The sequence below is a fragment of the Halobacillus litoralis genome (assembly GCF_009856355.1).
GTDB lineage: Bacteria > Bacillota > Bacilli > Bacillales > Halobacillaceae > Halobacillus > Halobacillus litoralis_B.
On sequence record NZ_WMEW01000003.1, the window covers coordinates 74,354 to 95,201 of the forward strand.

At 49.6% G+C, this 20,848-nt stretch carries 15 protein-coding genes; all 15 read right to left on the bottom strand.

Annotated features, from left to right (window positions below; translation table 11 throughout):
• Nucleotides 1–123 precede the first annotated feature (123 nt).
• The 15 genes from GLV97_RS06515 to GLV97_RS06585 all read right to left on the bottom strand — a co-directional run bounded on the left by GLV97_RS06515 (nucleotide 124) and on the right by GLV97_RS06585 (nucleotide 20,843).
• Nucleotides 124–411 (bottom strand): YkvS family protein, encoded by a 288-nt coding sequence (locus GLV97_RS06515; protein WP_160889332.1) that lies wholly within the window; start codon nucleotides 409–411, stop codon nucleotides 124–126.
• A gap of 269 nt (nucleotides 412–680) precedes the next feature.
• Nucleotides 681–2,063, bottom strand: a complete 1,383-nt coding sequence (gene rlmD / locus GLV97_RS06520) for a 23S rRNA (uracil(1939)-C(5))-methyltransferase RlmD (RefSeq protein ID WP_160889333.1) — start codon at nucleotides 2,061–2,063, stop codon at nucleotides 681–683.
• Between the two features lie 192 nt (nucleotides 2,064–2,255).
• A complete protein-coding gene (locus tag GLV97_RS06525; protein ID WP_160839211.1) occupies nucleotides 2,256–3,161 on the bottom strand; it encodes a diacylglycerol kinase in 906 nt (301 codons plus the stop codon).
• A 162-nt stretch (nucleotides 3,162–3,323) separates the two neighbouring features.
• Entirely contained in the window at nucleotides 3,324–4,754 is a 1,431-nt protein-coding gene (gene gatB, locus GLV97_RS06530; protein ID WP_160841336.1) for an Asp-tRNA(Asn)/Glu-tRNA(Gln) amidotransferase subunit GatB, read from the bottom strand.
• A complete protein-coding gene (gene gatA / locus GLV97_RS06535) occupies nucleotides 4,751–6,223 on the bottom strand; it encodes an Asp-tRNA(Asn)/Glu-tRNA(Gln) amidotransferase subunit GatA (RefSeq protein ID WP_160889334.1) in 1,473 nt (490 codons plus the stop codon). Before gatA ends, gatB begins: the two co-directional genes overlap by 4 nt.
• A gap of 12 nt (nucleotides 6,224–6,235) precedes the next feature.
• Nucleotides 6,236–6,526 carry an Asp-tRNA(Asn)/Glu-tRNA(Gln) amidotransferase subunit GatC gene (gatC, locus tag GLV97_RS06540; protein ID WP_160839217.1) on the bottom strand — a complete coding sequence of 97 codons (291 nt, stop codon included), beginning with the start codon at nucleotides 6,524–6,526 and terminating at the stop codon, nucleotides 6,236–6,238.
• Nucleotides 6,527–6,778: 252 nt separating this feature from the next.
• Nucleotides 6,779–8,290: a sodium/proline symporter PutP gene (putP, locus tag GLV97_RS06545; RefSeq protein WP_160839219.1), complete on the bottom strand. Its 1,512-nt coding sequence runs from the start codon at nucleotides 8,288–8,290 to the stop codon at nucleotides 6,779–6,781.
• 497 nt (nucleotides 8,291–8,787) lie between these two features.
• Nucleotides 8,788–10,338 (bottom strand): L-glutamate gamma-semialdehyde dehydrogenase, encoded by a 1,551-nt coding sequence (gene pruA, locus GLV97_RS06550; RefSeq protein WP_160889335.1) that lies wholly within the window; start codon nucleotides 10,336–10,338, stop codon nucleotides 8,788–8,790.
• A gap of 874 nt (nucleotides 10,339–11,212) precedes the next feature.
• Entirely contained in the window at nucleotides 11,213–12,787 is a 1,575-nt protein-coding gene (locus GLV97_RS06555; RefSeq protein WP_160889336.1) for a glycoside hydrolase family 32 protein, read from the bottom strand.
• Between the two features lie 520 nt (nucleotides 12,788–13,307).
• Nucleotides 13,308–14,453 carry a CamS family sex pheromone protein gene (locus GLV97_RS06560; RefSeq protein ID WP_160889337.1) on the bottom strand — a complete coding sequence of 382 codons (1,146 nt, stop codon included), beginning with the start codon at nucleotides 14,451–14,453 and terminating at the stop codon, nucleotides 13,308–13,310.
• 12 nt (nucleotides 14,454–14,465) lie between these two features.
• Nucleotides 14,466–16,469 carry an NAD-dependent DNA ligase LigA gene (gene ligA, locus GLV97_RS06565; RefSeq protein WP_160839229.1) on the bottom strand — a complete coding sequence of 668 codons (2,004 nt, stop codon included), beginning with the start codon at nucleotides 16,467–16,469 and terminating at the stop codon, nucleotides 14,466–14,468.
• 14 nt (nucleotides 16,470–16,483) lie between these two features.
• Nucleotides 16,484–18,718 carry a DNA helicase PcrA gene (gene pcrA, locus GLV97_RS06570; protein ID WP_160839231.1) on the bottom strand — a complete coding sequence of 745 codons (2,235 nt, stop codon included), beginning with the start codon at nucleotides 18,716–18,718 and terminating at the stop codon, nucleotides 16,484–16,486.
• Nucleotides 18,715–19,425 carry a heptaprenylglyceryl phosphate synthase gene (locus tag GLV97_RS06575; RefSeq protein WP_160839233.1) on the bottom strand — a complete coding sequence of 237 codons (711 nt, stop codon included), beginning with the start codon at nucleotides 19,423–19,425 and terminating at the stop codon, nucleotides 18,715–18,717. The genes pcrA and GLV97_RS06575 overlap by 4 nt, the downstream gene beginning before the upstream one ends.
• A gap of 166 nt (nucleotides 19,426–19,591) precedes the next feature.
• Complete coding sequence (locus GLV97_RS06580; protein ID WP_160839587.1) at nucleotides 19,592–20,182, bottom strand: YitT family protein; 591 nt, start codon at nucleotides 20,180–20,182, stop codon at nucleotides 19,592–19,594.
• 358 nt (nucleotides 20,183–20,540) lie between these two features.
• The gene (locus GLV97_RS06585; RefSeq protein ID WP_027955730.1) at nucleotides 20,541–20,843 is read right to left on the bottom strand and encodes a YerC/YecD family TrpR-related protein; all 303 of its coding nucleotides are present in this window, start codon (nucleotides 20,841–20,843) and stop codon (nucleotides 20,541–20,543) included.
• Nucleotides 20,844–20,848: the final 5 nt, after the last annotated feature.

Sequence of the window (20,848 nt, forward strand, 5' to 3'; positions counted from 1 at the left end):
GTATGGATAGTTCAAAATACATATCAAACATTCATTCTTATGTGTAGAAGCTGGTCCGCGTATAAAAAAACACCCCACTCGTCGAGTGCGGTGCTTCTCATCCGTATACAGGAGATGCCGGACTTACTTTTTGCTGCGTTTTTTAATGGTATAGTTCTTATGAGCAACCACGGTCTTTTCGAAGTCAAAATTGTGCTCATGGAAATCTTCCATAATAGTAAGGTCACAGACAACGGAGTTTGCCGGATTCGTAGACGTAACGACAGCTTCCAGCTGCTGGCCGTCTCTTTTGAAGGTAATGATATCTCCTTCATTTGCTTTATTTTCTTCTTTTATTTTATCTGCTTCTTCTGCTTCCTTTTTGTTAAAGGCAGCATCTACAAGGCCTTTACTTAGATTTTCATCAGCCATAAGAAATTCCCCTTCCTATTGAGTGTAGTTTCGATTTCGATTATGCCATGAGTCAGGCAGAGGTTTCCTATATCTATACCCTTAATCACGGGCTCTCATTCGCTCTGCTGAATTTAACAGCCATGATTTTTTCACAATGTCTGATTTTCCAGCACCGTTCACACTTTACAATAATGCGGGCCGGTTACGAAAGTCATCAGCTTTTATGAAACTATAAATTTTCTCGTTTTGGTTGAACGTCGTTTCATTACTTCAGAAGTCCTGGAGTCTTACTTTTCTTTCTTCTCCAACCAGGTTACACACTCCACGTGGCTCGTCTGCGGGAACATATCCACCGGCTGGACTTCCTTCGTCTCATAGCTGCCATCTTCCAGCACCTTAAGATCTCTCGCAAGCGTGGATGGATTACAGGACACATAAACGATACGCTCCGGTTCCATATCAAGCATCGCCTTCAACAGCTCTTCGTCACAGCCTTTACGTGGCGGATCGACAACGATCACATCTGGACGAAGCCCTTGGTTGCGCCACCATGGCATCAACTTCTCTGCTTCACCGACGAAGAAGTCGGCATTGTCCATCTTGTTCAGACGCGCATTCTTTTTCGCATCAGTGACGGCTTCCGGTACGATTTCAACGCCATACACTTTTTTCGCTTTCTGAGCTAAGAAAAGAGAGATGGTTCCGATGCCGCAGTAAGCGTCAATGACGGTTTCGCCGCCTCGTAGATCCGCATATTCCAACGCTTTATCATACAACGTTTTCGTCTGAGTCGGGTTGACCTGATAGAACGATTTTGGCGAGATCATGAATTTGATGTCACCGATCGTGTCGTAAATGTACTCGTCGCCCCAGAGGACGTTCGTTTCTTTTCCTAAAATGACATTGGTCCGCGCGCTGTTCACGTTATGAACGATGGACTTCACATTTGGAAAGGCATCACGGATTTCATTGATCATTTCATCTTTATGAGGCAGCTTTTTCGTTTTCGTTACGATAACGATCATAATGTCGTTCGTATTCTGCCCTGTGCGTACCATGATGTGACGCAACACACCTCGGTGGGTCTGTTCGTCATAGGCATCCAGGCCGTGCTTGGATGCGATACGGCGGACGGTTTCCACCATGCGGTCGTTCACTTCGTCCTGAATCAGACACGTATCCATATCAATGATGTTGTGGCTGCGCTTTTGATAGAAGCCGGTCATCAATTCACCGTCTTCCTTCTGTCCGACCGGGATCTGTACTTTATTGCGGTAGCGCCACGGATCTTCCATCCCCATCGTCGGGTGGACAGGCACGTGTTCCAGATGCCCGATTTTCTTCATGTTGTCTTTGACCTGCTTCTGCTTCATATCGAGCTGCATCTGGTAGCTCATATGCTGAAGCTGACAGCCTCCGCACTGATAGAATACATCACACGGCGGCTCCACACGGTGTTCACTTTCCTCGCTCACCTTAAGGAGTTTACCGAATCCGAAGTTCTTTTTCACTTTCACGACCTTCACATCAGCCGTCTCGCCGGGAAGGCCATACGGTACGAAAAGCGGATAACCATCAACTTTCCCTACCCCATTGCCTTCATGCGTCAAATCCTCAAACATCACTTGTATCGTCTCATTCTTCTGTACAGGCGGCTTCACCTTCGCCATCATTCATCCGTCCTTTATCTATATACTCTAACCGTAGTTTATCATATCTTTAAGTGCGGAGTCGCCCCGACAGCTGCGACAAGCATAAGAACAGCTTGTGGAGGCCTGCCGACTTCTACCTCAAACAATCCCCTCCCGAGCACTCACAAACAAAAGAAAAGAACGCCACTGTCCCAACAGCAGCGCTCCCCCTTATTCTTCTTCCTTGAACTTATCTTCTGGTACAAAAAACTCCAGATGCCTGTATAAATTGACAAATTCCCCGGGCAATAATCCACCGAATTCCCCGTCAATATTCAGCTGCATCTTTTCATCCGTCTTCACTTTCACACGGCTGGCCGTGGTGTGGATGAACTTCGGATGGTTCAGGTGATTTCCCTGAATCGCAAGTGTTGCCAGACGGGCAAACTCGGCGACGTTCATTTTTTCGATGATCATCAGATCGAACAGGCCGTCATCCATACGTGCGGACGGAGCCAGTTTCTCAAGTCCGCCGACGGAATTCGTGTTACTGACGAGAAACAGCATGATCTCTCCTTCATACCATTTGCCGTCATACTCGATTTCTACACGGGTCGGACGGATGGATGGCAGCATTTCAATGCCTTTCAAGTAATAGGCAAGCTGACCGATCATCGTCTTCAGTTTACTTGGTACTTCGTAGGAAACTTCGGTGATTTTCCCCCCACCGGATATGTTCATGAAGTACTGGTCATTTACGCGTCCGATATCGAGAGGATGCGTATAATCCTCGAGGATGATATCGACGGCTTTATGGATGTTTCTTGGGATGTGCAAGGCACGGGCAAAATCGTTGGTAGTCCCGACTGGAATGACGCCGAGTTTCGGTTTATGATCCTGTTCGGCAAGTCCGTTGATCACTTCGTTAATGGTTCCGTCGCCTCCTGCGGCTACAACGACGTCGAACTCCTGCTCGACGGCATAGCGGGCCGCCTTGACGGCATCACCGGCACACGTTGTGGCATGGGCGGAGGTTTCATAACCGGACTGTTCGAATCTCTGTAAAATGTCCGGGAGAACCTTGCGAATGAGTTCTCGTCCAGAGGTCGGGTTATATATAATTCGGGCACGTTTCATCATATGACCCCCTTTATCCAAGCTTGTTCCATCATACATCATATCTTTTTTTCCTGTTTTTGCAAACTTTATATAGTATATGACCGTTCGTCCTAAACCATACGAAAGCACGCACCCGGGAGTGCGTGCTTTGTCCCTCTATGATTGAGTCCAGGCTTCAGTTCAGCGCTTATCCATTTCTGCCAGAATGATTTTGTTTACCATCGGCGGGTTGGCCTGGCCTTTGGTTTCCTTCATGACCTGGCCGACGAGGAATCCGAGGGCGCGGTCTTTACCATTTTTGTAGTCTTCGATGGACTGCGGATTGTTGTCCATGATTTTCACGATGATTTCCGTCAGCTGGCCTTCATCGGAAATTTGAACAAGTCCTTTATCCTTAACGATTTTCTCTGGATCGCCGCCGTTTTCCACAAGTTCTGTGAAGACTTTCTTGGCGATTTTAGAAGAAATCGTACCGTCTTCGATCAGCTGAATCATTTTAGCAAGAGATTCAGGTGTCAAAGCCAGGTCGGACAATTCTTTATAGTGCTTGTTCATGTAGGCGGATACTTCACCCATCATCCAGTTGGATGCCTGTTTCACATCAGCACCCTGGCCAATCGCTTCTTCGAAGAAATCGGACAGTTCCTTGCTGTTTGTGAGAACCATCGCGTCATAGGCCGGCAGCTCAAGCTCCTCGATGTAACGCTTCTTACGGGCATCCGGAAGTTCAGGAATTTCCGCACGGATGCGCTCTTTCCACGCTTCATCAATGTAAAGCGGGACAAGATCCGGCTCTGGGAAGTAACGATAGTCATCAGAACCTTCCTTCACACGCATCAGGATCGTTTCTTTCGTCTGCTCGTCATAACGACGGGTCTCCTGAAGGATTTCCCCGCCTTTCAGCAGCTCTGCCTGCTGGCGCTTCTCTTCGAATTCCAACCCTTTTTGAACGAAGGAGAAAGAGTTCAGGTTTTTCAGCTCGGTCTTCGTACCGAATTCTTCCTGACCGATCGGACGAATGGAAAGGTTGGCGTCGCAACGCAGGGAACCTTCTTCCATCTTACAGTCAGAAACGCCTGTGTACTGGATGATGTTTTTCAATGCTTCCAGGTAGGCGTAGGCTTCTTTCGGAGAGCTGATATCCGGCTCGGATACGATCTCAACAAGCGGTGTACCTTGACGGTTGTAATCGACAAGGGAATAGCCGTCGTCGCTGTGGGTCAGCTTACCGGCATCCTCTTCCATATGAAGACGGGTGATACCGATGCGTTTTTTCTTTCCATCGACTTCGATGTCGATATAGCCGTTCTCTCCGATCGGCTTATCAAACTGGGAGATCTGATAAGCTTTCGGGTTGTCCGGATAGAAGTAGTTCTTACGGTCGAATTTCGTATCTTCAGCAATGTCACAGTTCAGGGCCATGGCCGCTTTCATAGCGAAATTCACCGCTTCTTCGTTCAGCACGGGAAGAACGCCCGGGTACCCGAGGTCGATCGGGTTGACGTTCGTATTCGGATCATCCCCGAACATGTTCGGAGACGGGCTGAAGATTTTAGAATCGGTTTTCAGTTCGACGTGGACTTCAAGTCCGATAATCGTTTCAAAGTTCATGAGCGCGCACCTCCAAGGGACGGGCGTTGGGTATGGTAATCAGTCGCCTGTTCGAAGGCGTGAGCGGCACGATAGACAGTACCTTCGTCAAAGTGTTTTCCGATGATCTGCAGGCCGATCGGCAGTCCTTCGCTGGAGAAGCCGCAAGGAATGGAGATGCCCGGAACACCGGCAAGGTTGACAGGAATCGTCAAAATGTCGTTGGCATACATGGTCATTGGATCGTCTACTTTGTCACCGACTTTAAAGGCTGGTGTCGGCGTTGTCGGGCCGACGATGACATCGTAGTCCTGGAACACTTTTTCGAAATCGTTCTTAATAAGCGTACGTACCTGCTGGGCTTTCTTGTAATACGCATCATAGTAACCGGAGCTGAGGGCGAATGTCCCAAGCATGATCCGGCGCTTCACTTCGTCACCGAAGCCTTCAGAGCGGGAGCGCTTGAACATATCCAGCATAGACTCTGCATCTTCGGCACGCTTGCCGTAACGGACACCGTCAAAACGGGCCAGGTTGGCAGATGCTTCTGAAGAAGAAAGCAGGTAGTACGTGGAAAGCGCATATTTGGAGTGCGGCAGGGAAACCTCTTCCCATGTCGCGCCCATTTTTTCATATTCTTTCAAGGCAGCCTGAACCGCTTCTTTCACCTCAGGAGCGACACCCTCGGCAAGGTACTCCTTCGGTACAGCGATTTTCAAGCCTTTCACATCGCCTGTCAGAGACTCTGTGTAGCTCGGCACTTCCACGTTGGCGGATGTGGAGTCCATGTTATCATGACCGGCAATCGTTTCCAGAAGGAACGCGTTATCTTCGACATTGCGTGTGATTGGTCCGATCTGATCAAGGGATGACGCAAAAGCGATCAATCCGAAACGGGACACACGGCCATAAGTCGGCTTCAGTCCGACAACCCCGCAGTAAGCGGCCGGCTGACGGATGGAACCACCGGTATCGGAACCAAGGGAATAAGGGACTTCGCCTGCAGCAACAGCCGCCGCAGAACCACCACTGGAGCCACCTGGGACATAATCCGTGTTCCACGGGTTACGCACAGCAGCGTAGCTGGAGTTTTCGTTGGAAGAACCCATCGCGAATTCATCCATGTTCAATTTACCAATGGTGACGGATTTCGCGTCGTTCAGCTTGTTGATAACGGTCGCGTCATACAAAGGATCGTTCAAGTTGGACAAAATCTGGCTGCCGGCTGTTGTACGGAGACCTTTCGTTACGATGTTGTCCTTCACACCGATCGGCAGACCGAACAGCTTTTCAGCTGCCGTTCCACGCTCCGCATCCAGTTCCGCTGCTTTCGTCATGGCAGCTTCTTTATTCAGTGTGATGAAAGCCTGAATCTCTTCATCCACTTCGTCAATGCGCTTGTAGGATTCCTCTACAAGGTCCGTCACTGAGATTTCTTTATTATGTAGCTTCTCCTGAAGCTCTTTTAACGTGTACTCAAATAAAGACATCGTTGAACCTCCTTATTCCAAAATGGATGGGACTTTGAATTGTCCGTCCTGTTTGTCTGGTGCATTTTTCAGTGCATCATCCTGAGTGATCCACTTCTTCGGCTCGTCCTTACGCATAACGTTTTTAAGGTCAAGGACGTGGGTTGTCGGCTCAACGCCTGTTGTATCGAGCTCATTCAGCTGTTCGGCATACGTAATGATGTCATCCAGCTGCTTCGTGAATGTTGCTGCTTCTTCATCCGTGATCGCAAGACGCGCAAGATTCGCGACGTGCTTCACTTCATCTTTACTGATTCTGGACATAATGCGACCTCCATTTCGATCTCACATAATATATGATCATACCAAATTTAAGAATCCATTTTCAACGTACGTAACACACCTTTTCTATCTTAACATATCCACCGTCCCCTGTCTTTTTCCGTGCGGATGGAAATTGACCGCCGTTTCTGACAGAAAATTGAACACCAGGATGGGAGGCATCCCCTCTTTTATGGAGCTGTTCAAACATAAAAAATCCCCGGTCCAGTGACCGGGGATGATGATACTAGAAGCTCAGCGTCTCGCTGCTTCATTGAATTCTTCAACGATTTCTTTCGGCGGTGTACCCATCAGACTGACAATCACCGTAGCAAGGGTGCTCAACAGGAATCCTGGTACAATCTCATAAAGATCGAAGATACCGCCGCTCAGGAAGTCACCCCAGATAACAACAGTGACGGCACCGACGATAATACCGGCGAGCGCCCCGTTACGGGTGATGCCTTTCCAGAACAAGGACAGGATGATGATCGGACCGAAAGCGGCACCGAAGCCAGCCCATGCATAGGATACAAGGCCAAGAACAGTACTGTCCGGGTTACCGGCAAGAAGCACGGCAATCAGAGCGATACCGGCTACGGCAACACGTCCGACCCATACCAATTCTTTTTCTGTAGCGTTCTTACGGAACAATGCCTTGTAGAAGTCCTCTGCCAGTGCAGAAGAAGATACAAGAAGCTGAGAATCAATCGTACTCATGATTGCAGACAAGATGGCTGCCAATAGAATACCCGCGATGATCGGGTGGAACAGAATTTGTGAGAACGTAATGAAGATCTTCTCAGAGTCGGCAAGCATCTGGATGCCGCCTTCAGTAATGACTTCAGCATTGAACGTGGACAAGTCCGCCACATCAGCTGTGTTGATGTAGGCAAGTCCGAACAAACCGGTGAAAATGGCACCGTAAAGACCAAGGACCATCCAACCGATTCCAATCAGGCGGGCTTTCGGTACATCTTTAGGTGAACGAAGCGCCATAAAGCGGACAAGAATGTGCGGCTGACCGAAGTAACCAAGTCCCCAGGCTAGGGAGGAAATGATAGCCAGAGCACCGACACCCTGCACCATGTTCAAGTGGGATGGATCAATCTGGGCAACAGCGTCTGTCGCTGCGTTCCATCCACCAAGCTCAGATACAGCCACAATCGGCACAGCGATAAGCGCAAGGAACATCAGAATTCCCTGGACGAAGTCTGTCCAGCTTACTGCCAGGAAGCCTCCAAGGAACGTATAAGAGATTGTGACGATCGCACCGAGCCATAAAGCCTGTGTATAGCTTAAGGCAAATGAAGCTTCAAACAGCTTCGCACCGGCGACCATACCGGAGGAAGTATAGAAGGTGAAAAATAATAGAATGACAAATGCAGATATAACACGCAGCACGTGGGAGTTGTCACGGAAACGGTTCTCAAGATAGTCAGGAACAGTAATCGAGTCATTCGCAACCTCTGTAAATACACGAAGACGACGCGCGACAAACTGCCAGTTCAAGTAGGCACCGATAGCCAGACCCACACCGATCCAAGCTTCAGACAATCCGGAAGCATAAATCGCACCCGGCAGACCTAACAGCAGCCAGCCACTCATATCAGAGGCACCGGCGGATAGTGCGGCTACTCCTGGTCCTAAACGACGACCGCCTAAGACGTAATCGGACAAATCAGATGTCAGACGATATGCGGCAAATCCGATACCCAGCATACCGATTAAGTAAATAATAAACGTTATTAACGTTGCAGTACTCATGGTTTGTTATTCGCTCCTCTCAGTGAATAGGGAAATAAGTGATAGAATAATTAGTATTGGCATTGGGACAAACAACCAGAACCAGGTCGCCCCGGCGATGGATGCTGATGCTGCAGTCGCGAGCTCAAACAAGTGGTTCACCTCCTTCAAGGCTTGTCATATACAGTGTTATGCATTTGTACCGACTTCTGGTTCCTGAGTCACAGAAACTCAGGAAAACCAAACACGGATACAACTATATCATATAACTTTTGACTGAACATTGCAAAAATTTACATATTTTTACCTATTTGAATAAATATCCGCAAATACCGCATAAAGATACGTATATACGATGTTTTGATGATATTCATTCACAAAATTTCTTCAAAAAAATTTCACCTCTTTGGTTAAAATAGGGAATTATCCCCTTTTCTCTGCTACTTTAGTATGTACCTTCTATTTATAAAAAAACCCCTCCTCTTATGATCGATAACAGAAGGGGGCCGTCCTGTGGTTCACAGCATCTCAGACGACGTTTTTCCCTGCATGTGCTGAAGCAGGTAATCCGGTCCACCCGCTTTCGAGTCGGTTCCGGACATGTTGAAACCACCAAATGGATGATAACCGACGATCGCCGCTGTACATCCACGGTTGAAATACAGGTTACCGACGTGGAAGTCTTCCCGTGCTTTTTCAATATGATCGCGGTTGTTCGTAATAACTGCCCCCGTCAGACCGTAATCCGTCTGGTTTGCGATCTCGATGGCTTCATCAAAATTCTGCGCTTTCGTAAAGCCGACAACAGGACCGAATATCTCCTCCTGCATAATCCGTGCATCTGGAGCAAGATCGGCAAAAACAGTCGGCGCTATAAACCATCCTTTACTGTCATCCCCTTTTCCTCCGGTCATTAATCGTCCTTCACTTTTTCCGAGATCGATGTAGCTCATAATCTTGTCAAAGGCACCCTGGTCGATGACTGGTCCCATATAGCGGCTGTTATCGGATGGATCGCCCCAGCTCACGTCCTCCTTCGTCTTTTGAACAACGCGGTCAAGCAGCTGATCGTAAATATCCTCATGAGCAACGACACGGGAACACGCCGAGCATTTCTGGCCGGAAAAACCGAAGGCAGAATACGTAATCGCATCTGCGGCCAGTTCCAGGTCCGCATCCTTATCGACGACAATGGTATCTTTTCCGCCCATCTCAATAATCGTCCGCTTCAACCACTTCTGTCCCTTATGAACTTTCGCGGCCCTCTCAAACAAACGGGTGCCCACTTCACGGGACCCCGTGAAGCTGATGAAGCGTGTACGTGGATGATCGACAAGATAATCGCCGACTTCCTTCCCGCTTCCTGGAATATAATTGATGACGCCGTCCGGAAGCCCGGCTTCCTCTAGAACCTCCATCATCTTATAGGCAATGATCGGTGTCGCACTGGCCGGCTTCAATAAGACGGTATTGCCGGAAACCATCGCCGCGACCGTCGTTCCACACATGATGGCGAACAGGAAGTTCCACGGGGAAATGACGACACCGACGCCGAGGGGTATGTAATGGAACCTGTTGTTTTCAATCGGACGGGAGTTCACGTCGATCCCCTTATCTATTTCAAGCATTTGACGCCCATAATACTCCAGAAAGTCAATTGCCTCGGCTGTATCCGCATCGGCTTCCTTCCACGGTTTCCCGCCCTCTTTGACGAGGTGGGCTGAAAATTCGTGCTTCCGGCGGCGGACAATGGCCGCAGCCCGGAAAAGAATATCCGCGCGGTACGACGCCTTCGTCTTCCGCCACCACTCAAACGTCTCATCAGCCACCTGATGGGCTTTTTCCGCCAGGTCCTGATTGGCTTTCGACACTCGGCCGATCACTTCCTTTTTATTGGCTGGGTTGACGACTTCGATCTTCTCGTCGGTCATTACCCGCTCCCCGCCGATGATTAACGGATAATCTTTTCCAAGGTCTGCCTCCACCTGCTTCAATGCAGTCTCCATGGCTTTTCGATTTTCTTCCAGCGCGAAATCTGTGAATGGTTCATGTTTGTAAGGGACCACCATAAAAAACGCCTCCTTGAGAGTAAATGGGTGTACATTTAATTTTCTAAAAATTACTACAATTAGCACATCCACATTTATTCTACCGTACCTGTATCCCTTATTCAAACGGAATATCCCGTTCTATTCCCCTCTAAATCCCGGGCCGGTTAAACATTCTCAAATTCCCTGAGCATCGTACTTCCTGCTTCCGTTCCCTCTTTGATCTTTCTAAATTCCTTCCGTTATACAGCATAAAAAACCTGTGTTAACCAGTTAGAGTGGTCCATTTGCAGGGTCACTTTCCGCTTATCGGTGGATGAATGCCGCGGGCACGGCCTCAGCTAACTTGGTCAGGAAGATCGCCTGCCCAAGTGGATCTTCGGCCCGTGCTGTTCCCGCAGGCATCACCACCTAACGCTCCTCGTGCCGACGTTAGCATATATCGAAGAGGGATTGTACCCTGCTCAGGTTCGCAGATTCCAAAGAACGGCATGGGCTGCGCTATTGACGCTTGCAAAAGAAAAAGGGAAAGAAGAGGCGCTGATGACGGCTGCCTGCCGGAATATGAAAAAGACTGCCCGCCATCCAGCAAGGGTGAGCGGGGTGAAGGGGAGTCTTTTTCGATTTTAAAGAACTAACAAGGAGCGGTGCCCCTTCCACTCCTGCGGAAGAACGAGTGGGCCGAGATCACCGAGCGTGGGTTTTGCGAGGAAGCTCGGGAGCTCGTCCGCGGAAAGGGAAGGGGCTTACGCTCCTGGCGGTAAGAAAGAAAAAAGCTTGTAAAGAAACAGGGGTTTCTCTACAAGCTTTTTCTTTGTTGTCAGGTCATGCTTTCCCTGTACCGTTCACCAGGACCGGTTAGGCAGGGAAGCATTGATAAGCCGGACGTCACCGGTTACCACGCTGAAGGTCGGTCGTAAATTTGGAGCGATTTGATGTTCACATCCCCTTCTTTGCTGTAGATTTCAAGTCCACTGCTTTCAGGGAATGGGAAAATCCTCGTCGTTAAGACCTGCTGTCCATCATTCGCAAACACCTCCACAGAGGACCGGTCTACGAAGATGTGCAGTTTAACGGTGCCATCCTCTAATCGGGAAGGCGCCCGGTAGACACCAGCAAACGAATCGTGGAAATCGGTTTTTCCTGAGTTCAGACGATCGGTGAATACGACGTCGTTTTTCGTATCATATCCGACTATGGTTTCTTCCTGCATATCCGGGGAATATCGAATGCGGAATCCGAATTCCCCAGAGGATCCAGGTTCCATTTCCGCTGTAATCTCATAGGTTTCTTCTTCAAAACCATCAATCGTCTCTGAACCCTCCAGCTCGATACCAGCGGCTTCATATAAAAGCTCTCCACGATGATCTTTCAGTTCATCGGCGGGCTGCTGGATCAGCTGCACTTCTCCGTTGTTGTCTTTTTGAAGAGTGACCTCCCTCGGAAGCGACATCGCTCCCCGCCACGGGTCGGTTGGAAGGCTGGAGGCATACGTCCAGTTACTCATCCAAGCCATCCATACCACACGATCATCCATGCCGTTAAAGGCCTGGGCTGCATAAAAGTCCGTCCCATAATCCACCCAGTTGATGTCATTGGACTTCTCCTGTCTTGTAAATACAGCACCGTCAAAATCCCCGAGAAAATACTGGCCGCCTGAACCGCCGGCGATACTGCCCGGATTCATATCTACCTGCAGCACCCAGCGGGTATCTTCCTCATCTCCATCTACTGGAAGTTCAAAGAGTTCAGGCGTTTCCCAGACCCCTCCCTGGGCTCCTGTATCGCCGAACTCACTTAAGTATTCCCAATCCACCAGATTCTCCGATCCATAGAACATTACCTTTTTTCCTGCGGCCAGCAGCATGATGTATTTTCCTGACTGCTCATGCCAGATAACCTTGGGATCACGGAAGTCCTCGATGCCGGGATTCGGTACGACCGGGTTTCCTTCGTGCTTCTTCCACGTCCTTCCGCTGTCCGTACTATAGGCGATCCGTTGATCCTGAACATTACCGGCACTCGTATAAAAGGCGATCAGACCCCCTTCTTCACCTGGGAAGAGTCCACTTTTATTCTCTTTGTCGGCCATGATACTCCCTGAGAAGATCATGCCATGCTCATCAGGCGTAAGCGCCACCTCCTGTTCCTCCCAGTGAACGAGATCCTCACTGACTGCATGTCCCCAGCTCATATTTCCAAACTGATCCCCGTCCGGATTGTATTGATAGAACAAATGGTATTCGCCTTCGTAATACACCATTCCGTTCGGATCGTTCATCCAGTTTTCCGCCGGCGTATAATGGTATTGGGGACGGAGCGACTGATCATAAGAGATCTCCTCCCGTTCAGCCGCCTCCTCCTTTTCACTGATCTGCTCGGCCGGCGACACCGTCAGCATATAAATGACCAGGGACAGAATGAGGACGACCGCACCTGTCAAAGCTGTAATTCGTTGGCGTGTAGACATATACTTCAAACCTCTCTCTTAAAATCTCCGAGCTTATCTTATAGGGAGAGAAGCTTTCTTTCAACTAGTATCCGGCAGCAGTTCTTTAGACCCTGCCCCCGCATCACAGCAAAGATGAAATCCTTTTCCCGGGACATGGAAACGGGTTCAACCCTCAAGGAAAAATGACTAAAGAACCAGAAAAACCGACCAAGGTCATTAAATAACCATACCTCCATTTACAGGGTACGGTTTCAGTTTGTTGAAAACCTGGTATTTTTCCAGAATCGCAGACCATTCTATTTCCGTGCACGAACGTTTTCAGGATCTTACATCTCCATGCAGCAAGGGCACGAGGAGCGTTCGGTGGTGACACCTGAGGGAACAGCACGTACCGAAGATCCACTTGATCAGATGGTTTTTCTGACCAAGTTAGCTGAGATCGCGCCCGCGGCAAGCATCCACCGATAAGCGGAGCGTCGCCGTCAACCCTTCATAAGTGAAGAAAGCCGTACCCTGAAAATCAGGGTACGGCTTCCTTTTATTTATAGACATGCACAAACGGTTCTTTTTCCCCTGCGTTTTTAACAATCAGGCTTTCCGGCTCGTCCATGCTGTGAATGTTCACCTGCACACCATAGTGGTCCGGGAACATTTCAACGACGAGACTGTAGACATACTGGGTAAAACCAACAACCTCGGACTGGGACTGGAACTCAATCGGAATTTCAATCGTAACCTCCCGCAGGTCATTGTTTACGTAAAAACCATTTCCAATCATACCGACGAAGTTCGGAAAGTAATCGGACACTTCCTTTCTGAAGTCCGAAAATACCTGGGAATCATCAAAATGATCCGTTTCCGCTTCACTGGATGGGAAAAGCACGTGCTTCTCGTCAATGCTGTCCCAGCCGCCAATGGAATTGGATGATTCTTTCACATATCCCTTGCTCAGGAAGTTGCCCGGTACTTTCGAGCTGGCTTCTTCTTCTTCATATAAAGCGAATACAACCGGTACATCCTTCAATTCCTCACGTTCGCGGATACGCTTAAGAATCTCCTCGGCATACTGCTTCCCTTTTGTCAGAAGCTCGTCCGTCGAATGGTTTTCTGAGTAATTCTTCCCGTCCGGTGTCTGGAAATTGTACACCGTCCGGAGAGAAATACCAATGGTGAGGCCTTTCAATTCTACGACGTTTTCTTCCTTCTTCACTAAGTAATCCTGTTCGACGATATTGGAAATATATTTCGGACTGTCACGGAATTCTTCTTCAGATGCCTCATCTTCATTGAGCTCCGGGTTCAGTCCACCTTCAGCGTCGCTCTCACGGGAAAGCCAGTTGAAAAGCGTACCGTCCGACAAATACTGGCCGGGCTGGAAAAAGTAGTCCTCCGGATCATAGTATTCCTTGGAATGACGGCGCAGGCCGCTCTCGAATTCATCGATATCGAGCCGGTTGCCCATCTGGTTCGTGGTGACTCCACGGGCGGATGACACCTTCGGACTGCTTTCGGTCAAAATCATCCGGTAATCCGTCTCAGACATCGTATAGTTGGGAACGATGGCCGATTGGTTATTGTTCTCATCGGTTGTTTCCTGTATGACTTCCTCTCTATTATCAAAAACAGGCGTACACGCGCTCACGAAAAGCACCGAACTAAGTAACAGTGCGTGCATCTTCCTCATGCTTTCCACTCCCTAATTGTTTAAAGCTTCTCTAAACTGCTCTTCATCCCAGATTTCAACACCGAGATCTGCCGCCTTCTTGTATTTCGATCCGGCATCCTCGCCGGCAATCAGGAGATCGGTCTTGGCACTGACGCTCCCCGTCACTTTTCCGCCAAGCTCTTCGACAATTTTCTTCGCTTCCGAACGGCTGAAGTGTTCCATTTTACCTGTCAGGACAATCGTCTTATCCTTGAACGGCGAATCCTCCGGCTGATCACTCTTCTTCGCACCGAGGTATTCCATGTTCAAACCGAGTGACTTCAGCTCGTCCAACAGTTCGTTGACCTGCGGCTTGTCAAAATAGCTGGCAATCGAATCGGCCATTTTGCTTCCAATTTCAGGAACAGCCTCAAGCGTTTCTGTATCTGCCTGCTTCAGCGCATCCATATGCTCAAAGTGCTGCGCAAGCGTACTCGCTGCTTTGGAACCGACGTATCGGACGCCAAGACCAAACAGCAGACGCTCCAGGGAGTTCTCCTTGGACGCTTCGATGGCATGCAGCAGGTTTTCCACCGACTTTTCCCCCATACGGTCCAGCTGCAGCAGTTCTTCACGATCCAGCTTGTACAAGTCGGCAATATTATGGATCAGGTTCTCCTGAAACAGCTGGGCGATGACTTTTTCACCGAGGCCTTCAATGTCCATCGCCGTCCGGGAGACAAAGTGGATCAGTCCTTCCCGAAGCTGGGCCGGACAGTTCGGGTTGATGCATCTGAGAGCGACTTCTTCTTCAATCCGGACAAGTTCGCTTCCGCATTCCGGACACGTTTCCGGCATGTAATACGGCTCCTCTTCTCCTGTGCGCTGATCGGTCAGTACCCGGACAACTTCCGGAATAATATCGCCGGCTTTTTTAATGACGACGGTATCCCCGATGCGGATGTCCTTTTCACGGATAAGATCCTCGTTGTGGAGAGAGGCCCGCTGCACGGTCGTTCCGGCAACTTTGACGGGTTCAAGAATCGCCGTCGGTGTAACAGCCCCGGTTCGTCCAACGCTTAATTCGATATCGGTAAGTTTTGTAACGGCTTCTTCAGCCGGGAATTTGAACGCTGTCGCCCAACGAGGGCTTTTAGCCGTAAAGCCGAGCGCCTCCTGCTGATCAAGGCGGTCCACTTTGATGACGATGCCGTCAATTTCATAGTCGAGATCCGGACGGCGTTCGACCCAGCTGTTCACATAGTCGATCACTTCATCGATATTGGTACACTTCTGCCATTCCGGGTTGGTTTTCAGCCCCAGTTCTTTCATGCGTTCCAGCCGGTCACTGTGCGCGTCTGTCGGATCATCCTCCCAGACACCAATGCCGTATAGGAAAATATCAAGGTTCCGTTTCGCGGCAATTTTCGGATCCAGCTGACGGAGCGAACCGGCTGCGGCATTACGCGGGTTGGCAAACGGCTCTTCCCCGCCGGCTTCCTTCGCTTCATTCAAGCTTACAAACGAGCGCTTCGGCATATACGCCTCCCCGCGCACCTCAAGGGTGACCGGTTCCTTCAGACGGAGTGGAATGCTGCGGATGGTCCGCAGGTTCTTCGTAATGTCTTCGCCTGTCGTTCCATCGCCTCGTGTCGCCCCACGAACAAACACACCATCTTCATATTTCAGAGAAACGGCGAGTCCGTCGATTTTCAATTCGCATACATAGCTTACCTCTGCGTCTGTGCCGTTTTTCACACGGCGGTCAAAATCCCGGAGCTCCTCCTCGTTAAAAGCGTTGCCGAGGCTGAGCATCGGAATATCATGCTGCACCTTCACGAAGGCATCGAGAGGTTTACCACCGACACGCTGGGAAGGAGAATCCGGAGTCTGCAGCTCCGGGAATTCCTCCTCCAGGTTCATCAGCTCCTGCATTTTTTTATCATATTCGTAGTCAGAGACCGACGGATCATCGAGCGTATGGTATTGATAGCTGTACTGCTCCAGTTCCTGTCGGAGTGCCTCGATCCTCTGCTGCGCTTCACTTGCGTTCATACTCATTCACTTCCTTACGCTTTCGTAATCGGAGCATATCGGGCAAGCAGCCGTTTGATGCCTGTCGGTGCCGGGAATGCGATATCGAGTTCAAGCGCGTCTCCCTCACCCTGCACTTTGACGACGGTGCCGGTTCCCCATTTTTTGTGTGTCGCTTTATCTCCAGGCTGCCAGCCGATCTTCTCGCCTCCGGTCGATTCCTTCTTCTTCGGCTTCTTGGCCGAACGCTTCGGCGGCTCCTGGGTCTGCCTGCCGAACGGGGCCGTTTCACGCTTCTTGTTGAAAAACGGCAGTTCTTCCTTCTGCTCACGTCCGTCGACCAGCTCTTCCGGAATTTCATGGATAAACCGGCTGATCGGGTTCATGTTTGTCCGTCCATACAACGTACGCATTTTCGCATGGGTCAAAAACAGCTGCTTCTCAGCACGGGTAATTCCCACGTAAGCGAGGCGGCGTTCTTCTTCCATTTCCTCCTCATCCATTAACGCACGGCTGTGCGGGAAGACATTCTCCTCCATACCGATGAGAAAGACGACGGGAAACTCCAGCCCCTTTGCGGAGTGAAGCGTCATAAGCGTGACGGTATCATCACTACTAGGGTCCTCATTCATGGAATCGATATCCGCAATCAACGCAAGATCCGTTAAGAAAGCCACTAATGTTTTATCTTCAGCGTTTTCTTCAAAGTTCTTCGTTACGGATTTGAATTCCTCAATGTTTTCCAGACGGCTCTGAGCTTCAATGCTTTTCTCGTTCATAAGCATCTCTTCATAGCCGGTTTTATCGATGACCTGCTGGACCATATCGGTCGCTGATAGAAACTCCTGCTGCTCGCTCCAGTTCTGGACCATTTTACGGAAGCTCATGATCGCCTTGGCCGCTTTCGCGCTGACGCCGACAAAGTCGACTTCCGCTGCTGCTTCATACAGCGAAATATCGTGATCGGCCGCATAAGCCATCATTTTGTCCATACTCGTCTTCCCTACCCCGCGCTTCGGCTCATTGACGACACGCTGAAAGCTGAGATCATCATTCGGGTTGGCAATGAGACGCAGATAGGCAAGGAGGTCCTTGATTTCCTTACGGTCGTAGAACTTCGTACCGCCGATCATCTGATATGGGATGCCTGCTTTGACGAATGTTTCCTCGATCGTACGCGACTGGGCATTCGTCCGGTACAGGATCGCCGTATCCTGATAACGGAATTTCCCCTGCCTTACGAGGTCGCCGATTTTATCCGTAACGAAAAGAGCTTCCTCACGCTCTGTGCCGGCCTGGTGATAATGGATTTTTTCGCCGCCTTTATTGTCGGTCCAAAGGCGCTTCGGTTTCCGGCCGGAGTTTTTATCAATAACATTGTTGGCCGCATCGAGAATCAATTCTGTGGAACGGTAATTCTGCTCCAGGAGAATCGTCCGTGCATTCGGATAATCACTTTCAAAGTTTAGGATGTTTTGAATATCCGCTCCGCGCCAGGCATAGATCGACTGGTCGGAATCCCCGACAACGCACAGGTTCTGATACCGGCTCGCCAGATGCTTGACGAGCTGATACTGCGCATGGTTCGTATCCTGATACTCATCAACGTGGATGTATTGGAAGCGGCGCTGATAGGTTTCCAGCACTTCCGGCACTTCATCAAACAAACGGAGCGTCTGCATGATCAAATCGTCAAAATCGAGCGACTGGTTTTTTCGCAGTTTTTTCTGGTAGCCTTTATACACTTCCGCCACCTGCTCCTCATGCGTACTGCCGGCCTGCTTGGCATAATCTTCCGCTGTCATGAGTTCGTTTTTCGAATTACTGATCGCTCCGAGCATCGCCCGCGGATCCCACTTTTTCGGATCAAGGTTCAGTTCCTTCAGCACCTGTTTGATGACAGAAAGCTGGTCACTGGAGTCCAGAATAGAGAAATTGCGGTCATAGCCGATCCGGTCGATGTCCCGCCTTAAAATACGGACACACATCGAGTGGAACGTCGACATCCATATCTTTTCGCCGTCATTTCCGACAAGAGATTCCACACGCTCTTTCATTTCGCGTGCGGCTTTGTTTGTAAATGTAATCGCCAGAATGTTGCGGGGCGCTACATCTTTTTCACTGAGTAAGTAGGCAATCCGGTGGGTCAGCACCCGTGTCTTACCACTTCCGGCACCTGCCATAATAAGCAGCGGGCCTTCTGTATGGGTTACCGCATTGCGCTGTTCTGTATTCAAACCTTGAATCAAAGCATTCAACGCCTGAGTCATGAACGTCCACCATCCTTCTTCTTTGTTGATTTGACTGCTTCCACCGTTTGAAGAGCCACTTGTATATCGTCATAGATGACATTTCCAACGACGACGACGTCTGCGGCGGCTGCCATTTCCGAAGCCTGCTGCATCGTCCGGATGCCGCCGCCGTAGACGAGCGTCGTTTCCTCCAGCGCATCCGCCACTTGCTTTACAAGAGCTGAATCACCGTAGGTCCCGCTGTATTCCATATAAAAAACCGGGAGGCGGAAAAGATGCTCGGCCATCCGGGCATATGCCAGCACGTCCGCTTGATCCGGCAGAGAACAGGACGTTTTTTGAAACACTTTAGCCTCGGGGTTAAGGACACAGTACCCTTCTGTCAGCATATCCGTCCAGTTGATCATATCGCTGTATTCTTTGACTGCTTGATGCTGCACATCAAGCATCCACTTTTTATCTCCGCTGTTCAGCACCATCGGAATGAAATAAGCGTCAAAATCCGGAGCCACTGCTTCAACATCGGACACTTCCAGCACACAGGTGACGTCATACGCCTCCACCCGTTCCTGGAGATCGGTGACATTTTCAAAGGTTACGCCATCGGTACCGCCGATCATGACAGCATCCGTACCAGATGTGCAGATGTCTTTTAAGTCTTCTTCCGAAATCGTTTTATTTGGATCCAGTTTAAACACATGATCCCACTTGCTTATATTGTACATTTCCGGCCTCCAAAACAACAGTTATCCATTAGTCGATTATAACAAAATTTTCTCACCGGGTTGAGGGTTTCCCTCAGAGTGTAAATATTCTGTGAAAGAAAGCGGGAAAAGTCTGCTCGACACAACGAAAAAGACGGCCGGGATTATTCTCGGCCGCCTTACATATTCAAGAAGCAGGGTGTTCGGGAAGGAGACGGGAGGAGGTGAAGGTCATCGTCACAAGACCCACACTCAAAATCGTAATCGCAGAAAGAAGCAGGGTTTCCATCGAAAACAGGAGCCCCCCTGCCCCGATAATAACCGCGTCAATGGCCAGAATAACGAATCCAACGTTCACCTTCATCCAATCGGCAATCATCTGCGCCAACAGGTCCGTCCCTCCAGTGCTCGTATGATGCCGGAGCATCAAACCGATGCCGCCGCCGACAAGAGCCCCGCCGATGATAGAGCTGACAGCAGGATCGAGCGGCAGGTGATAGGCGCGCAGCCCCTGAAGCACATCAATGGAAAACGAGGAAACCAGCAGGCCGTGCAGGCTGTTGTAAAAGTACATGCGGAAATGAAACCAGGCAAGGGTGAAAATCGGGATGCTGAAGCAGATAATCGTCAGCCCCACTTTCATCCCCCATATGTAATTGGCGATCATACCGATACCGATGATACCGCCGTCGAGAACATGGTCGGGAATAAGAAAAAAGTTGATGCCAAGCGAAAGAATCAAGCTTCCAGCAACGATCATGATTCCTTTCTTCACCATCTCTTTCACCGGCCCGTCCCCCTCACCCTAGTCTATGCGCGACCACCGTTTTTAGAAGACGAAAAAAAGATGCCTTAACTTTCTTCTGATGTCCTATGACTGGTCACGTTCCGCTTATCGGTGGATGCTTGCCGCGGGCACGGCCTCAGCTAACTTGGTCAAGAAGATCGCTTGACCAAGTGGATCTTCAGCTCGTGCTGTTCCCGCAGGCGTCACCACCGAACGCTCCACGTGACAGCCACATAATGAGCAAAAAGAAAGGATCATTTTCTATGAAGCAAAAATCCGTTCCTGAATGTTGAAAAACACTAGTTTTTTCTACCCGCTAAAAAAGACTGCCGTAACGGCAGTCTTTTCTCTATTCTGTACGTTTTTCATGGACACGGTCGAGCGCTTTTGTATACGCGTCGTTGCCGTAGTTCAAGCAGCGCTTCACACGGGAAATCGTCGCCGTCGAAGCTCCAGTTTCCGTTTCAATTTTATGATAAGTGTAGCCATCTCTCAGCATGCGGGCCACTTCCAGACGCTGAGCCAGCGACTGCACCTCATTCATCGTTGCCAGATCATCGAAAAATTCATAGCACTCTTCAATGTCCTGTAATGAAAGAATCGCTTCAAAAAGCTGATCCAGCGTTTTTCCGCGCAATTTATCGATTTGCATTCGGA

What these genes read in the sequence shown, in the direction of transcription:
- GLV97_RS06515 (WP_160889332.1), bottom strand. Translation starts at nt 411, where the DNA reads ATGGCTGATGAAAATCTAAGTAAAGGCCTTGTAGATGCTGCCTTTAAC.
- rlmD (WP_160889333.1), bottom strand. Translation starts at nt 2,063, where the DNA reads ATGGCGAAGGTGAAGCCGCCTGTACAGAAGAATGAGACGATACAAGTG.
- GLV97_RS06525 (WP_160839211.1), bottom strand. Translation starts at nt 3,161, where the DNA reads ATGAAACGTGCCCGAATTATATATAACCCGACCTCTGGACGAGAACTC.
- gatB (WP_160841336.1), bottom strand. Translation starts at nt 4,754, where the DNA reads ATGAACTTTGAAACGATTATCGGACTTGAAGTCCACGTCGAACTGAAA.
- gatA (WP_160889334.1), bottom strand. Translation starts at nt 6,223, where the DNA reads ATGTCTTTATTTGAGTACACGTTAAAAGAGCTTCAGGAGAAGCTACAT.
- gatC (WP_160839217.1), bottom strand. Translation starts at nt 6,526, where the DNA reads ATGTCCAGAATCAGTAAAGATGAAGTGAAGCACGTCGCGAATCTTGCG.
- putP (WP_160839219.1), bottom strand. Translation starts at nt 8,290, where the DNA reads ATGAGTACTGCAACGTTAATAACGTTTATTATTTACTTAATCGGTATG.
- pruA (WP_160889335.1), bottom strand. Translation starts at nt 10,338, where the DNA reads ATGGTGGTCCCTTACAAACATGAACCATTCACAGATTTCGCGCTGGAA.
- GLV97_RS06555 (WP_160889336.1), bottom strand. Translation starts at nt 12,787, where the DNA reads ATGTCTACACGCCAACGAATTACAGCTTTGACAGGTGCGGTCGTCCTC.
- GLV97_RS06560 (WP_160889337.1), bottom strand. Translation starts at nt 14,453, where the DNA reads ATGAGGAAGATGCACGCACTGTTACTTAGTTCGGTGCTTTTCGTGAGC.
- ligA (WP_160839229.1), bottom strand. Translation starts at nt 16,469, where the DNA reads ATGAACGCAAGTGAAGCGCAGCAGAGGATCGAGGCACTCCGACAGGAA.
- pcrA (WP_160839231.1), bottom strand. Translation starts at nt 18,718, where the DNA reads ATGACTCAGGCGTTGAATGCTTTGATTCAAGGTTTGAATACAGAACAG.
- GLV97_RS06575 (WP_160839233.1), bottom strand. Translation starts at nt 19,425, where the DNA reads ATGTACAATATAAGCAAGTGGGATCATGTGTTTAAACTGGATCCAAAT.
- GLV97_RS06580 (WP_160839587.1), bottom strand. Translation starts at nt 20,182, where the DNA reads ATGGTGAAGAAAGGAATCATGATCGTTGCTGGAAGCTTGATTCTTTCG.
- GLV97_RS06585 (WP_027955730.1), bottom strand. Translation starts at nt 20,843, where the DNA reads ATGCAAATCGATAAATTGCGCGGAAAAACGCTGGATCAGCTTTTTGAA.